Consider the following 15644-nt stretch of genomic DNA (forward strand, 5'->3'; position numbering starts at 1 on the left):
AATATTACATATTTTTAAAAATAGTATGCATCAAACGCTTCTTATCGTTAATACTTTCTTCTAATGAAATCATAGTTTCTGTTCTGTAAACACCTTCGATATCGTCGATCATGAAGATAACCTCTTTTGCGTGTTTAGTATCTTTTGCTCTAATTTTGCAAAAAATGTTGAATTTACCTGTTGTAACAGAAGCCACTGTTACGAATGGAATTTGATTGATTCTCTCTAATACAAATTTAGTTTGAGACGTATTATTAAGGAATACACCTACATAAGCAATAAATGAATACCCTAATTTATCGTAATCTAAGGCTAATGAAGATCCCATTATTATGCCGGCATCCTCCATCTTTTTTACTCTAACATGTACTGTTCCAGCAGATATCAAAAGTTTTTTTGCAATGTCAGTAAACGGAACTCTCGTATTGTCTATTAACATATCTAAAATCTGGTGATCTACTTCATCTAAACGAAATTTACTCATAATTCTTTAATTAATATTACTAATTGCTCTTACAAAGTATAAAAATATATATAAAAAACAACAAATTCACATAAAAATTAACTTTTTATCAACCCGTTAACAAATTTAATATTTTTATTTAAATAAAAGTCTGCTTTTTGGTTTGATTTCGGAAAATTACCATGGTCGTCTGAATAAACTGCACCTTTTGCGTCATATTCATAATGTCCAAAATAATTTTCTAATTCTCCTGCTTCAACGATGTATGCATTGAAATGAATCTTATTTTCAATCAATTCCTCTTTGTATTGAGCGACAAAATTCGTAATAATTTCGATACCATCATAATTTATTTTGATATTTTTATACATAAAATCATAAAAAACCACTTTATTTTGTGAAATATTCAAATAATCACCAATTCTATTATGAACTAAATCGTTTTCGGAAATCAGTTTGAACGCCGTAATTAGTGAGAAAAATATGAACTTTCGCGTTATTTCTCTGTCGTAATCGCCTTCATAATGCCCTGCTTCAAATAAAATGGTTGGAACACCTAAAAATTGAAAAGTATCTCCAATACAATTAATATTAAAAGAATCATCAAAGCGTCCAATTTGCCCTGGAATATATTTTTGAAGCTCATCATTAATTCCTGCAATTAGATTGATTGCGGTTAAACGGTTTGCATTAACTTCTCTCTCTTCGTTGTATGATGGAGCCAAGAATGATACTGTTGCAGGTTTTCCGGTATCTCCAGCGCCAAATATTGTTCTTTGGTCATGCAGATTAAAACAGAATTGAGGCTTGAAAGTCTCAAAAACATCTCTTAAAACATTACTTTCAGGTTGTGTTAAATTCTGCGAATCTCGATTCAGGTCAATTTTATTAGCATTTTCACGGGTATATAACTTCGCTCCATCAGGATTTAGTATAGGGATACTTAAAAATGTAAAAGTATTTAACATTTTTTGCGCAAACTCTGATCCGCTATTCAATACATTAATAAAGTCAAACAGTGCTTTTGTTGTTGTACTTTCGTTTCCGTGCATTTGTGACCAAAGGTAAACACGAGTTTTTCCGGTTCCAATTTGGTACTTATATATAGGTGCTCCTAAAACTGATTTTCCAATTACCGAAACTTGATTATTCGTATTTAATTTATTCAATAAAGGCTCGATATGATCTAAAGTCAAGTAACGTCCTGAGATTGATTCTTCTTTGTTTTGGTTAAATAATTCTTCTAAATTCATTGTCTTTTGATTAGTTTACAAAAGTAAACATCTTTATTTTTACAATTGTAAACTCGTAAATTTAAAGATAATTCAGATTTGTAAACAGTTTTCATTGTCTTATCTAAAGGAATTGAAATTGCTGAATTAACAAATGTTATAATTTAAATACAAAACAAATAAATCATTGTTTTTCAATCTATTAAATATCTTTATATAAAGCTTTAATTTCATGTATTACATGCCGATTTCATATTTCACAACTGTAAAATTGCTTTTCCAATTTCTTTTTGTTACATTTGTAAACATGTAAATCTTTTAAAATAATTTACAATGGTAAACATCGATGATTTTGTAAAACGGCTTGAAATTATACTCGATTACTATACTTTAAACGCTTCTTCGTTTGCCGATAAAATTGGCGTGCGGCGTTCCAGTATGTCCCATCTCCTATCTGGAAGAAACAAACCAAGTCTTGATTTTGTCATGAAAATTCTTGAAGTTTTTCCCGATGTCGATTTGTATTGGCTATTAAATGGCAAAGGAGTTTTTCCAAAAAGCAATGAAGAAACTCCAATTCCAAAATCGACAGTGATTTCAGAAATTGAAAAAACGGTAGCTCCTATTTCTTCAAATGATAATTTTGATGCAATTGATTTATTTTCTCAAATCAATTATGAGAAAGAAAAAGCGACAACTAAAAATCCTTCTTCCACAAAAAATCAAATTTTTGCTTCAGAAGAAGACGAAATAGAAAAAATTATCTTTTTTCATAAAAACGGAACATTTAAGATATATATCCCGTAATTCGGAAATTTCGCGTATTTGAAAATTTTTAAAATTATTTTTCATTTAAGCGATTCTCACGCAATTGAAAAAATACCGGAAATTTATACTTGAATTCCGTTTTCTGGAATTTTGCCAACTACTCCTACATAATGTTTCTTTAAAATTTCCCAATCAGCTTCATAATCTCCTGTTGGATAAAAAGGTTCTCCCAAATTAACTTCCTTTTTTCCCCAGTCAAAAGCAACAGGAACAATTGGAACATTTGCTTTGAGTGCGATATAATAAAAACCAGTTCTGATTTCGGTTACTCCTTTTCGAGTTCCTTCAGGAGCAACAGCGAGACGAAATGTTTCTTTACGATCAAAAATTGAGGCAATAGAATCAACTTTATTTAATCCTCCGCTTCTATCAAGAGGCTCGCCTCCAACATTTCTAAAATAATAACCAAAAGGAAATTTAAATAATTCCTTCTTTCCAACCCAATTCATTTGCAGTCCAGAAATTCCACGAGTAAAAAGCCCAATATAAAAATCGTGATTGCTAGTATGAGGCATAACCATCAGAATGCATTTTTTTACATCTGCATTTTCGATTCCCTTAATTTGCCATCCCATTAGCTTATAAAAAATGAATTTGTATAACTGTTTTTTCATTAAAGTTTTATTATTTCTGCAAAATAAAAGATTTAAAATGTATTTTTGAGTAAAAGCCTTATAAAATGATTCAAAAACTGTTTAGTTATCTTATTCCAATTAAAGTATACAAAAAAAATCAGCACGAAGCAAAACAATCGAGGTTACATGGGCAAATGGCGAACTGGTTATGGATTCTGAAAACACGAATTATTCATATGGAAGTTTGCGGCGCATTTTAAGATACGGATTGCGAAATATTGGCTACAATAAGGTTTTAGAAATGAATCATATTTTGGTGTTAGGAGTAGCTGGCGGAAGCGTCATCAAAACTTTGGTAGATGAAATACAATATAAAGGCAGAATCACGGGTGTTGAAATTGATCCAGATATGATTCAGATTGCCAATCAATATTTTAATTTAAATAAAATTCAACAATTAGAACTGATTATAGATGATGCGTTTGAATTTGTTTTAAAAACGAAAGACAAATATGATTTAATCATAATTGACATTTTTGAAGATATCAAAATGCCGAATTTTTTGTTTGAAAGTTTTTTCAGCAATCGTGTTTGTTCGCTATTGAATGATCAAGGTTTTGTGCTTTTTAATACCATGATTTTGGATGAAGCACATAATGTGAGAAATAAGAAGTACATTTCAGAAATAAATCCTAAATTGTTTTCCTCAAAAATGTCGCCTCGCATTGAGGTTCACAATGAGTTAATTATAATCGAAAAAGTAGCCTAAATTTTATTTTTATGAAACCCCTTTCCGCCATTTTAAACGCCTTACCACCTACTAAAATTATTGATTCTAGTATTGATTTATCAAAGTACATTCCGTTAGATTTATCTGCAAATAATGAAGAATTAATGGACAGCCGACCAGAAAATGCTGTTGAATTCGAAGTTTTCATTTCAGATTATTTGTCAAGAAACAATGCCGAAGTTGCTTTTGGCGGTTATATTGAAGGACGTACCTTATATAAAAGGAGTACCATTTTTAGAAATGATTCGATTCCAGAACGCAATATTCATATTGGGCTAGATTTATGGACAAAGGTAGGTACAACTGTTTTGGTAGCTCTTGATGGAAAAGTGCATAGTTTTAAAAATAATATTGGTTTAGGCGATTATGGACCAACGATTATTTTGGAACATGAAATTCAAAATGTGAAATTTTATACTTTATATGGACATTTATCGTTAGAAAGTTTAGACGACTTAACGGTTGGGAAATCTTTCAAAAAAGGTGATCAAATTGCGACTCTTGGAAATGCGGCTGTCAATGGCGATTATGCTCCTCATGTCCACTTTCAAATTATACAAAATATTGAAGACTATTGGGGCGATTATCCTGGAGTCTGCAATTCAAGTGACCTTAATTTTTATATCGAAAATTGCCCCGACCCTAACTTATTATTAAAAATAACATAAATAGTTATGAAGAAAGCAGGATTGATTATATGTTTGTTATTGCTTATTGGATGCAAATCAAAAACGGTCAGCAGAGATACTGACGATTTGAAAATTAAGAAAGTAGCAGTTTCTGAAGTTAATTCGAACCAGCAAAAAAAGCGTACGAGTTAGGCAAACGTGTTTTGGAAACCTGCAATACTTCTAAATTTAAGCCATTTAATGAAACGGAAGTGACCAAATCAGTAATGGAAAACACAACCGAAGAACGACTGACAAAAACCTGCACCAGATTTAGACAGTATTACGGCAGTTTTATTGATTTGAAATTAGACGGCGTTTACAAAACCAAAAACGAAGTCATATATCGTTATCATGCTTTGTATTCCAAAAAGTAGCCAACAAAGAACTTAGAGTTTTTGTTGATGAAAATAATTTGATTTCTGCCATAAAATCAATGGATTGGGATGAAAAATTTGATGCTAAAATAACCGAAAAATAAAGTAAATATATGCGTTTAAAATTACCGTTGTTTTTATTGTCGCTTATTGCAAACATTGCTAATGCCCAAGAAAGTCTGAGTGTAAAAGGATCAAAACCTTATCCGGCAACTCAAAAATATGTTTTCATTTGTGAAAAATATGCTTTTTCAGGCGAACTTGATGTTCAGGTTGCAAAAACAGAAAAAGGCGGCATTTTAAAATTAAGCGTCGCGATTGCCAATGATCAATCCAAAATTTTTGGTGGTGTTTATGTCGATCTGGCAAATGGTGATGTAATTGCATGCGTGGATAAAAACGTAAAAGAAACTGCTGATGGCAAAACTACGGCATATTACTACTTTACTCCTGCTGAAATGCTGAAACTTAAAAAAACAGATATTCAAGGAATTCGATTTATTATTGTTGGCAATTCAAATGCTTTTAGCAATGAAACTGGTCATTTTACTGCAGTGAACAAAAACTCTTATTTTTCAACGGCCTACGACAAATCAAAAAAGACTTTTGATACAGCAAAAGAAATTAGTATTTTATAAAGAAAAGACTTAAATAATAAATCTTTATATTTATACTCAAATTAAAATCTAGATGAACGCCAACGAAAGTTTAATTACAAAATTCTACACCGCTTTTGCCAATGCTGATGCCAAAACTATGAGCGAGTGCTATCATCCAAAAGTGCACTTTATTGACCCAGCTTTTGGATTGCTAAAAGAAGATCAAGTATCTAAAATGTGGGAAATGTCGCTTTTGAAGAGCAAAGGAAATATTAAAATTGAATTTTCAAATGTAAAAGCCGATGATTCTTCAGGTTCTGCAAGATGGATTGCTACTTATAATTTCAGCAAAACCAACCGAAAAGTTGTGAACAGCATTTATGCAGAATTTGTATTTCAAGACGGACTAATCATCAAACACACAGACAGTTTTGATGTTTGGAAATGGTCGAAACAAGCTTTTGGCATTACCGGATATTTATTGGGCTGGACTGGATTTTTTCATGATAAAATTCAGAAACAAGCACTGCTGTCGCTTAAAAAGTTTCAGCAATCCAAATAATATTCTTAACTTGAATATTCAAAATTCAAGATTAACTAGATAATTTCAGTTTTACCATCAAGAAACTGTTCGCAAATACAGATTTTAATTGTTTTGTTGCCATTTTTATAAAGTTAATCATTTTGTAATCTTGAATAATCATGAAAGAAATCGTCCACAAAAAACTAAATCAATTACAGGCAACAGCCATTTGTGGCAACGACATTAGTTCTTCTTGTTTATATGTTTCGGCGTTGACTATTTTATATGCTGGGCAGTATGCATGGATTTCGTTACTAATTGTCGCAATTGTTTTATTTTTATTCCGAAAAATTTATGGAGAAGTTGTTGGCGCAATTCCTTTAAATGGAGGAGCTTACAACGTTTTATTAAATACTTCTACAAAAAAGCTAGCCTCGCTTGCCGCAACACTAACTGTTCTGTCTTACATGGCAACGGCTGTAATTTCAGCATCTGAAGGAATGCATTACCTACACGGAATTTTTGATGGATTAAACGTTACTGTCGCAACCGTCGTTATTTTAATTTTATTTACGTTTCTAGCTATTTTAGGAATTGGCGAATCTGCATTTGTGGCCGTAATCATTTTCATCATACACATTACTACTTTGACTTTGCTGGTCTTGACATCAGTTTGCTTTCTGTTTTTTAACGGACTAGAGACTTTCCACATAAATTGGCAAACTCCTTTAGCAACAGGAAGTATTGAAACAGCTCTCTTTTTAGGGTTTTCAGCCGCAATGCTGGGAATTTCTGGTTTTGAAAGTTCTGCAAACTTTGTCGAAGAGCAAGAAAAAGGCGTTTTTCCAAAAACACTCCGTAATATGTGGGGAATCGTCAGTTTCTTCAATCCGGTAATAGCAATTTTATTGATAAGCGTAATTCCGCTTACTGAAGTTGGCGAAAACAAAGAATCACTTTTGGCACATTTAGGCGATACAACTGGCGGTTCTTGGCTGGCTTGGCTAATTTCTATCGATGCTGTTTTAGTTTTATGTGGAGCCGTATTAACTTCATTTGTAGGTGTTTCCGGATTATTAAACCGAATGACTTTAGATCGAATTTTGCCAAATTATTTTCTGAAACAAAACAAAAGAGGTTCTCATTACCGAATCGTAATCAGCTTCTTAGTTCTTTGCTTATCAGTACTTTTTGCCACTCAAGGACATTTAGAATCATTGGCAGGAGTTTACACATTTTCATTTTTAGCCGTAATGGCGCTCTTCGGAATCGGAAATTTATTGCTGAAATTTAAACGTAAAAAACTTCCAAGACCAGAACGCGCTCGTGGCATTGCAGTTGTAACAGCGGTATTTTTTGTTGTCGTCGCTTTCATAGGAAATATGGAACTTAACATTCACGCTTTTTATACCTTTTTGAAATACATGATTCCCTCTTTGATTTTTATCGGAATTATGCTTAATCGTGTCATACTCATTAAATTATTAATCGAAGCGCTTGAATATTTTTATCAACCCTTGCGCCGAATGGTGATTGTAAGCAATCGATATCTGCAAAATTTAAGCATTAAAATAAATTCGCAGGAATTTGTATTTTTCACCAAAGGAGACGACATTGCAATTTTAAATAAAGTGTTGCAATATGTTGAAAATAATGAAACTACAAAAAAACTCAAAATTGTTCACATCAAAAAACACGAAGCAACTAACACAGCTTTAAAAAAGGATCTTGAAGTTTTAGATCGTGCTTACGACGATATTGACATTCAATACCTTGAAATACAAGGAGAATTTGGTCCAGAAATGATAGATGAACTTTCGAAAAAATGGAATATCCCAAAAAATTTCATGTTCATCGCCTCTCCTGGTGATAAGTTTTCTTACCGCGTTTCAGATCTGGGCGGAGTGCGATTGATAATGTAATTCTAATTTTTTAGGAGCAGAAATTATCCGTTTTTTCAAGACGCAAAGTCCCGCTATCCGTTACAATCTTTTGTACTGAACACCAGTACAAAAGGATTTCCACTTCTATCGGGGCTAAACGAGAAATATCATTTTCAAAACAAACATAAAAGACAAACCCGACAGTCCCGAAGCCTCGGGATAAAAACTGTCGGGTTTACTATACTAATAAAAAATTATTTTCTTTAAGATTTAAACCAGCTTTCCACTAATTCATCCTCAAACGAAGTAGCATCTTTATGAATAAATTCGTTTGTGTTTTTATTATAAGAATAATCCAAAGCCCAAGTTTCGTGATTTTTAGCTAATTCTTTAATGCTTTCACATACATAAGCAATTTCTTCATCAGTCGTAGTTGGGTGAATCGACATTCTGATCCAGCCTGGTTTTTTGATCAAATCACCAATCGTAATTTCGTTAACCAATTTATTTGAAGTTTCCTGATCAACATGAAGCAAAAAGTGACCGTAAGTTCCGGCACAGCTACATCCGCCACGAGTTTGGATTCCGAAGCGGTCATTCAATAATTTTACACCTAAATTAAAATGAAGATTTTCAATAAAGAACGAAACAACGCCCAATCTTTCTTTATGCTGTCCAGCTAAAATTTTAATATTCTCAACAGGTTCCAATTGATCAAAAACATACTCAACAATTTCGTGCTCGCGCCGCAAGATGTTTTCAATTCCCATTTCTTCTTTCAACTCAATAGCAAGCGCAGTTTTTATAACCTGTAAAAATCCTGGGGTTCCACCATCTTCACGATCTTCAATATTGTCAATATATTTATGTTCGCCCCAAGGATTCGTCCAACTTACTGTTCCTCCTCCAGGACAATCTGGAATCATATTGTTATATAATTTTTTGTTGAAAATCAAAACTCCAGAAGTTCCAGGTCCTCCCAAAAATTTATGAGGCGAAAAGAAAACAGCATCTAAATATGCCTCAGGATCAGCAGGATGCATATTGATTTCTACATAAGGCCCAGAACAAGCGAAATCAACAAAACAAACCCCATGATATTGGTGCATTAATTTTGTCGCTTCGTGAAAAGGTGTTTTTAAACCCGTAACATTAGAGCATGAAGTAATTGAAGCAATTTTTATTGTTCTGTCTTTGTATTTTTCTAGAAGTGTTTCCAAATGCTCAAGACTAAAAAGTCCTTTTTCGCAAGACGGAATAATTTCAACATCAGCAATAGTTTCTAACCAAGATGTTTGATTAGAATGGTGTTCCATATGCGAAATAAAAACAATTGGTTTTTTCTCGGCAGGAACAGTTGTACAGCTTTTAAGGTTTTCAGGGATTTTTAATCCAAGAATACGCTGAAATTTATTGACAACGCCCGTCATTCCAGTTCCATCAGTAATCAAAACATCGTCGTGATTAGCATTCGCATGACGCTTAATGATATGTCGGGCATGATGATATGCTTTTGTCATGGCAGTGCCTGACACAGTCGTTTCTGTATGTGTATTAGCTACGAATGGCCCAAATTGGTTAAGAAGCTTCTCTTCAATAGGGCGATATAGTCTTCCGCTGGCAGTCCAATCAGTATAAATTATTTTTTTCTGCCAAATGGAGAGGTAAATTCTTGATTAATCCCTACAATATTTTGACGAAAATCCTGAAAATAAGTTTCTAAACTGATGGTATTATTTTTGCTATTCATTATGTGTGCCTGAGTTTGATTGCAAATATATTGCTTTTTTATACAATTGCGAATTTATCAATACTAAACTTCAAATTTTAAAGAACCAATCAGTATATTTAACATTTCGGTTCTTTTTTTAATAAATTATCATAATATTCTATCGGATTAATAGGCATTAAAACAACAAACACTACTATATATTATGGGAAATTTAGCAACAGCTACTTTTGGTGGCGGATGTTTCTGGTGTATTGAAGCTGTAATTCAGCGTTTAAACGGAGTAAAATCTTTAAAATCAGGTTATTCTGGAGGTTTTATAAAGAATCCTCCTTATCGAGAAGTTTGTACTGGCAGAACCGGACATGCCGAAGTCATACAAGTCACTTTTGATCCTGACATAATTTCATATCATGATTTGATTTTCATATTTATGACAAGTCATGATCCTACAACTTTAAACCGTCAAGGTGCAGATGTTGGTACGCAATACCGCTCTATAGTTTTATATCATGATTTAGAGCAAAAAGAAATCGCCGAGCAGGTTTTCAAAGAAGTACAACCTTTTTACGAAGATCGAATTGTGACAGAGCTGACTCCTTTTGAAGTATTTTATGAAGCGGAAGAAGATCATCAAAATTATTACAATAACAATCAAGATGCTCGTTATTGCCAAATCGTAATTGATCCAAAAGTGCAGAAATTAAAAAAAATGTACGCCGACAGATTAAATTGATTATAAAAAGTTTAGCCACAGATTGCACAGATTAAACGGATTTTTATTTGGTTCTTTTAAATTTTGAAGAAATCATTTAAATCTGTTCAATCTGTGGCAAAAAAATACCACAAATGAAAAATCTAAAAATAAATAATCGATTTACCGCTGAATTACCTGCTGATCCCGAATTGTCTAACGAAGTTCGTCAGGTAAAAAACACGTTGTTTTCGTTTGTAAATCCAACAAAACCTTCAAACCCCAAGCTGATTCATGCTTCAGAAGAAACTGCTTCATTAGTTGGGATTTCAAAGGATGAAATTCAGTCAGAAGATTTCTTAAATGTATTTTCAGGAAAAGAAATTCTTCCTGAAACACAGCCGTATGCCATGTGTTATGCTGGGCATCAATTTGGAAATTGGGCCGGACAATTAGGAGACGGCCGTGCAATAAATTTGACAGAAGTTGAAAACAACAATCAATTCTATACGCTTCAATTAAAAGGTGCTGGAAAAACTCCTTATTCAAGAACCGCCGATGGTCTGGCTGTTTTGCGTTCTTCCATTAGAGAATATTTATGTGCCGAAGCAATGTACAATCTTGGCGTTCCCACTACTCGATCCCTTTCTCTGATGCTTTCTGGAGATCAGGTTTTGCGTGATATTTTATATAACGGAAATCCTGCTTATGAACAAGGTGCAGTAGTATGCCGAGTTGCGGCTGTCATTTATTAGATTCGGAAGCTTTGAAATGCTTACAGCGCGAAATGAGCTTAAAAATTTAAAACAGTTTGTTGAGTTTACTATAAAACATTTTTTTCCAGAAATTACTGGTGAACCAAAAGACCAATATTTGCAATTCTTTAAAAAAATCGCCGATACAACCCGAGAAATGATTCTGCACTGGCGGCTGTGTTGGATTTGTGCATGGCGTAATGAACACTGACAACATGTCTATTCACGGAATTACAATTGATTATGGTCCGTATGGTTGGCTGGAAAATTATGATCCGAATTGGACACCAAACACAACCGACAGCCAAAATAGAAGATATCGTTTTGGGAATCAGCCTGGTGTTGCACAATGGAATTTGTTCCAATTAGCCAACGCACTTTATCCGTTAATTAATGAAGCCGCACCGTTAGAAAAAATTCTTGAATCGTTTATCAATGATTTTGATTCTGATTACAAAACAATGTTTTTGAATAAACTAGGATTGTTTACTTCAACTGAAACTGATGATCAATTAATTTCGGATTTAGAAAACATTTTGCAATTGACTGAAACCGACATGACAATCTTTTTCAGAAATTTAAGTTTGGTGGAAAAAACAGATTTTGCTCAAGAAGCAATCGAAAAAATCAAATATTCATTTTATAATATTGACGAAGTTTCAGGAGAAATTCTGGAAAACTGGACAAAATGGTTCGCTTCTTATTTGGAAAGATTGAAAGTAGAAAATTTATCAGATGAAGAACGTTCTCAAAAAATGAACTTGATCAATCCTAAATATGTGCTTCGAAATTATATGGCGCAATTGGCAATTGATGCTCGCTGAGAAAGAAGATTATTCTCTAATTGATGAGCTTTACACTCTTTTGCAAAAGCCATACGATGAACAACCAGAATATGAAAAATGGTTTGCAAAACGACCAGATTGGGCTCGATCTAAAGTAGGATGCTCAATGCTTTCTTGTAGTTCATAAAGTTTTTTTGCCACGAATTCACGAATTATTTTTATACAGATTTAAAATATTTATAAAGATTACTACAGATTACACTAATTAAATTTGTGTATATCTACCTAAATCTACGGAGTATGTATGAAAAATAATTCGTGAATTCGTGGCTAAGATCTATTTTGAAGTAATATAATCCACAATCATTTTAGCATGAATTCTCGAGTTTTCAATAAACCATTTGTGTGTCTGCATGCCACCACACACGACTCCTGCGAGAAAAAGTCCTTCAACATTAGTTTCCATCGTTTCGGCATTATAAACTGGAATTTTCAATTCATCTTTTGAAAGCTGAATACCTATATTTTCAAGAAAATTCAAATCTGGTTTATATCCTGTTAACGCTAGAACAAAATCATTTTCGATGGTTACTTTTCCATCAGGAGTTTCGATTTCAACTTCATTTTCTTTTATTTCTGTAATATTCGACTCAAAATAAGCTTTGATGCTTCCTTCGGCAATTCGGTTTTCTATATCGGGTTTAACCCAATATTTTACTCTGCTGTTGATTTCATTTTTACGAATAACCATAGTTACGTTTGCTCCTTTTCGCCAGCATTCCAAAGCGAGCATCTACAGAAGAATTATTTGCTCCAACAACCAAAACATTTCGGAAAGCATATTCGTGCGCTTCTTTATAATAATGGCGAACCTTTGGTAATTCTTCTCCTTTTACATTCATCGTAATCGGAATATCATAAAATCCAGTCGCAATAATTACATTTTTTGATTTATAGAAATTCTTGTCTGTAGTAATTTCAAAAATCGAATTTTCATTTTTCTGAATTCCGGTAACCTTTTCAAACAAATTAATAGCAAAATTGAAATAGCGATGAATATTTCGATAGTACTCCAAAGCTTCCTGACGGCCAGGCTTTGGCGCCAAACAATTAAAAGGAATATCACCAATTTCTAACCTTTCTGCTGTCGAAAAAAAGTCATATACAAAGGATAATTGAAAATACTATTTACAATAGCACCTTTTTCAATAATCAAATAACGCAAGTTTTTCTTTTGAGCTTCTATTGCACAGGCAAGACCAATTGGGCCACCTCCAACAATAATCAAATCATAATCTGTCATAAATCAGTTATTTTTCCCAGTCTTTAAAAGGTTTTTTGCTCAAATAAGCATTATAATATCGTTCATCATTTGTCACTTCTTCTCCAAGCCAATCTGGTTTTTCAAATGTTTCTGTCTCAGACTTCAGCTCTATTTCTGCAATAATCAAACCTTCATTTTCACCATAAAACTCATCAACTTCAAAAATGTGATTTCCTGATTTGATTTCAAAACGCGTCTTTTCAATTTTTCCCTTTTCACATAATTTCAGCAATTCAACTGCTTCTTCCAGTGGAATTTCATTTTCCCACTCAAAACGCGTCATTCCCCCTGGTGCCCGATTCCTTTTATTGTTAAAAAACCTCTTTCTCCTTTAATTCTGACGCGAACAGTTCTTTCAGGAATTGAGCTTAAATAACCCTGAGCAATTTTGTTTTGAGTAAAAGCCTGTTCTTTAAAATCTTCTGATTTTACAAGAAACTTTCTTTCAATTTCAACCATTTTGATGTTCCAATTAATTTTACTGCAAGTTACTCAATTTAATTCAGGTATGTAAACTATCCCGTTGAGACTCTAGGCTGTTTTAATTTTAAATAGTAAAACATTAAATCAAATTAACTGATTGTTAATATATTAAGATTTGTTTTTTGAGTAAATTTGATTAACCCTAAATGCTGTTGCTTCTATATTGTAAGAAATATATATTTCAGCAGTCCATATTTATCAAAATTTAAAATGTCTGATCATGAATATAATGTCATTTTTAATACCGGCACTAGTAGGTTTGATCTTTGGGATTTTAGGTTATCTACTAGGAAGAATAAGTTCGAAAAAAGATGTTTTGCTTGCTATATCTTTACAGGAAGATCTGGATGTATGCAAAGCTACTGTCAAGAATTTAAACCAAAAAATTAATAGTCTTAATAACGAATTAGATACAAAAACGAAAAACTATAACTCGCAAATACAACCACAATTTGTATTTGACAAGGAGATAGCTTTAACTATTTTAGGCAAAAAAGTTAAAGATAATGACTTGAAAATTGTCGAAGGAATAGGTGTTAAAATCGAGTCTCTGTTTAATGAAGCAGGAATCACAAGCTGGCAAGAATTATCTATAACTTCTACAGAAAAACTGCAATCAATTTTGGATGCTGGTGGCGAAAATTACAGCATACATAATCCTAGTACTTGGGCAAAACAGGCATTAATGGCTTATCAAGGGAAATGGCAAGAACTTAAAGACTGGCAAGCTAGTTTATTAGGAGGGAAAGAGTGAAAAAAGGTTCAAAGATACAGAGTTACAAAGGTACAAAGTTTTAAAATTAGGGACTTTGTACCTTTGTAACTTTGCTACTTTGTGCCTTCAAAAGAATCCCATTCTTTTGAGGTGTTATACCATAATTGTCCTTTTGAAACTTCAAGTGGGCAATCGAAATTATTAGTGTAAAGTGCGCCAGTTCCTAAACCTTGCGGCATATTGGCATTTTGTAAAAAAGTCCATTGTGCAATTGCATTTAAGCCAATATTACTTTCTAATGCTGATGTAATCCACCAACCAATTTTATATTTATTTGCCAAATCAATCCACTCTTTTGTTCCTCTGAAACCACCGACAAAACTTGGCTTCAAAATAATGTATTGTGGCTTTATTTCTTGTAGCAGTTTTTCTTTATCTTCTAACGAAAATACTCCTATCAATTCCTCGTCTAATGCGATTGGAAAGGAGTTTTTTTACATAACTCAGCCATAGTTTTTCCGTTTCCTTTTTTAATTGGTTGTTCAATGCTATGAAGTTGAAATTTATTGAGTTGTTGTAATTTATCTAAAGCTTCATTTAAAGAAAAAGCACCATTCGCATCTACCCTAATTTCAATTTGCTCTGGCGAAAAATGTTTTCTGATAAATTGTAATAGATCTAATTCTTTTTGAAAATCAATTGCTCCAATTTTCAGCTTTATACAGGTGAAACCTTCTGCTAATTTTGTTTCGATTTGTTGTTTCATAAACGATTCATCGCCCATCCAAACTAATCCATTTATTACAATTGATTTTGAATTTGAAGTAAAATCAGACGGAAACAACAAATAGGGATTTTCGCTTTTTAGTGATAAAAAAGCCATCTCTATTCCGAATTGAATTGAAGGGAATTCGAGCATAGCTTCCCATAATGCTTTTTCTCCTAAATGAATATGCTCGCAAGCCCACTTAAGTTTTTCTTCATAATCATCACGATCATCAGCGCTCAAACCTCTTAAAATACCACACTCTCCTATTCCTTTCTTATCATCTTCTTCAAGTATGATAAACCAAGTTTCTTTTTCCGTCATGATGCCGCGTGAAGTACCAGACGGCACTTTGAACTCAAGCATGTATTTATGGTAAGTGGCTTTCATTTTTTTTGAGGTGCTAAGGTGCTAAGGGTCTAAGATACAATAATGCTAAAAAAACTTAGCATCTT

At 32.9% G+C, this 15644-nt stretch carries 12 protein-coding genes and 6 pseudogenes; 11 read left to right on the plus strand and 7 right to left on the minus strand.

Features of this window, described 5'->3' with window-relative positions:
- Positions 1 to 4: 4 nt before the first annotated feature.
- Entirely contained in the window at positions 5 to 484 is a 480-nt protein-coding gene (locus tag ACQ9BO_RS16490; protein WP_007805990.1) for an Lrp/AsnC family transcriptional regulator, read from the minus strand.
- Positions 485 to 561: 77 nt separating this feature from the next.
- Positions 562 to 1716 carry a M14 family metallopeptidase gene (locus ACQ9BO_RS16495; protein ID WP_431241608.1) on the minus strand — a complete coding sequence of 385 codons (1155 nt, stop codon included), beginning with the start codon at positions 1714 to 1716 and terminating at the stop codon, positions 562 to 564.
- Positions 1717 to 2028: 312 nt separating this feature from the next.
- Here ACQ9BO_RS16495 and ACQ9BO_RS16500 point away from each other — a divergent pair, with 312 nt between their 5' ends.
- Positions 2029 to 2502 carry a helix-turn-helix domain-containing protein gene (locus ACQ9BO_RS16500; RefSeq protein ID WP_431241609.1) on the plus strand — a complete coding sequence of 158 codons (474 nt, stop codon included), beginning with the start codon at positions 2029 to 2031 and terminating at the stop codon, positions 2500 to 2502.
- Between the two features lie 83 nt (positions 2503 to 2585).
- Here ACQ9BO_RS16500 and ACQ9BO_RS16505 read toward each other — a convergent pair whose 3' ends face one another.
- Positions 2586 to 3137, minus strand: a complete 552-nt coding sequence (locus ACQ9BO_RS16505) for a 1-acyl-sn-glycerol-3-phosphate acyltransferase (RefSeq protein WP_431241610.1) — start codon at positions 3135 to 3137, stop codon at positions 2586 to 2588.
- Positions 3138 to 3202: 65 nt separating this feature from the next.
- Between ACQ9BO_RS16505 and ACQ9BO_RS16510 the strand changes: the two are divergent.
- From ACQ9BO_RS16510 to ACQ9BO_RS16540, 7 genes and pseudogenes are all read left to right on the plus strand, one after another.
- Positions 3203 to 3867 (plus strand): annotated as a pseudogene (locus ACQ9BO_RS16510) (spermidine synthase).
- 11 nt (positions 3868 to 3878) lie between these two features.
- On the plus strand, positions 3879 to 4556 hold the full coding sequence (locus ACQ9BO_RS16515) for a peptidoglycan DD-metalloendopeptidase family protein (RefSeq protein WP_431241611.1): 678 nt from the start codon (positions 3879 to 3881) through the stop codon (positions 4554 to 4556).
- Positions 4557 to 4562: 6 nt separating this feature from the next.
- Entirely contained in the window at positions 4563 to 4709 is a 147-nt protein-coding gene (locus tag ACQ9BO_RS16520; RefSeq protein ID WP_431241612.1) for a hypothetical protein, read from the plus strand.
- An 11-nt stretch (positions 4710 to 4720) separates the two neighbouring features.
- Complete coding sequence (locus ACQ9BO_RS16525; protein ID WP_431241613.1) at positions 4721 to 4933, plus strand: hypothetical protein; 213 nt, start codon at positions 4721 to 4723, stop codon at positions 4931 to 4933.
- A gap of 113 nt (positions 4934 to 5046) precedes the next feature.
- Entirely contained in the window at positions 5047 to 5571 is a 525-nt protein-coding gene (locus ACQ9BO_RS16530) for a hypothetical protein (protein ID WP_431241614.1), read from the plus strand.
- Positions 5572 to 5623: 52 nt separating this feature from the next.
- Positions 5624 to 6094, plus strand: coding sequence for a nuclear transport factor 2 family protein (locus ACQ9BO_RS16535; RefSeq protein WP_431241615.1), 471 nt, complete (start codon positions 5624 to 5626; stop codon positions 6092 to 6094).
- A 140-nt stretch (positions 6095 to 6234) separates the two neighbouring features.
- Positions 6235 to 7977, plus strand: a complete 1743-nt coding sequence (locus tag ACQ9BO_RS16540; RefSeq protein ID WP_431241616.1) for an APC family permease — start codon at positions 6235 to 6237, stop codon at positions 7975 to 7977.
- A gap of 224 nt (positions 7978 to 8201) precedes the next feature.
- Here the strand turns inward: ACQ9BO_RS16540 and ACQ9BO_RS16545 are convergent.
- Positions 8202 to 9688 (minus strand): annotated as a pseudogene (locus ACQ9BO_RS16545) (aminotransferase class V-fold PLP-dependent enzyme).
- Between the two features lie 184 nt (positions 9689 to 9872).
- Between ACQ9BO_RS16545 and msrA the strand changes: the two are divergent.
- Entirely contained in the window at positions 9873 to 10403 is a 531-nt protein-coding gene (gene msrA, locus ACQ9BO_RS16550; protein ID WP_431241617.1) for a peptide-methionine (S)-S-oxide reductase MsrA, read from the plus strand.
- A 113-nt stretch (positions 10404 to 10516) separates the two neighbouring features.
- Positions 10517 to 12088: pseudogene (locus ACQ9BO_RS16555) on the plus strand (protein adenylyltransferase SelO).
- A gap of 150 nt (positions 12089 to 12238) precedes the next feature.
- Here ACQ9BO_RS16555 and ACQ9BO_RS16560 read toward each other — a convergent pair.
- Positions 12239 to 13204: pseudogene (locus ACQ9BO_RS16560) on the minus strand (YpdA family putative bacillithiol disulfide reductase).
- 7 nt (positions 13205 to 13211) lie between these two features.
- A pseudogene (locus ACQ9BO_RS16565) lies at positions 13212 to 13684 on the minus strand (CYTH domain-containing protein).
- 244 nt (positions 13685 to 13928) lie between these two features.
- Here ACQ9BO_RS16565 and ACQ9BO_RS16570 point away from each other — a divergent pair.
- Positions 13929 to 14462 carry a hypothetical protein gene (locus ACQ9BO_RS16570; protein ID WP_431241618.1) on the plus strand — a complete coding sequence of 178 codons (534 nt, stop codon included), beginning with the start codon at positions 13929 to 13931 and terminating at the stop codon, positions 14460 to 14462.
- A 74-nt stretch (positions 14463 to 14536) separates the two neighbouring features.
- Here the strand turns inward: ACQ9BO_RS16570 and ACQ9BO_RS16575 are convergent.
- Positions 14537 to 15579, minus strand: a pseudogene (locus ACQ9BO_RS16575) (o-succinylbenzoate synthase).
- Positions 15580 to 15644: the final 65 nt, after the last annotated feature.

Source organism: Flavobacterium sp. P21 (assembly GCF_050632225.1).
In the GTDB taxonomy this organism is placed as follows: domain Bacteria; phylum Bacteroidota; class Bacteroidia; order Flavobacteriales; family Flavobacteriaceae; genus Flavobacterium.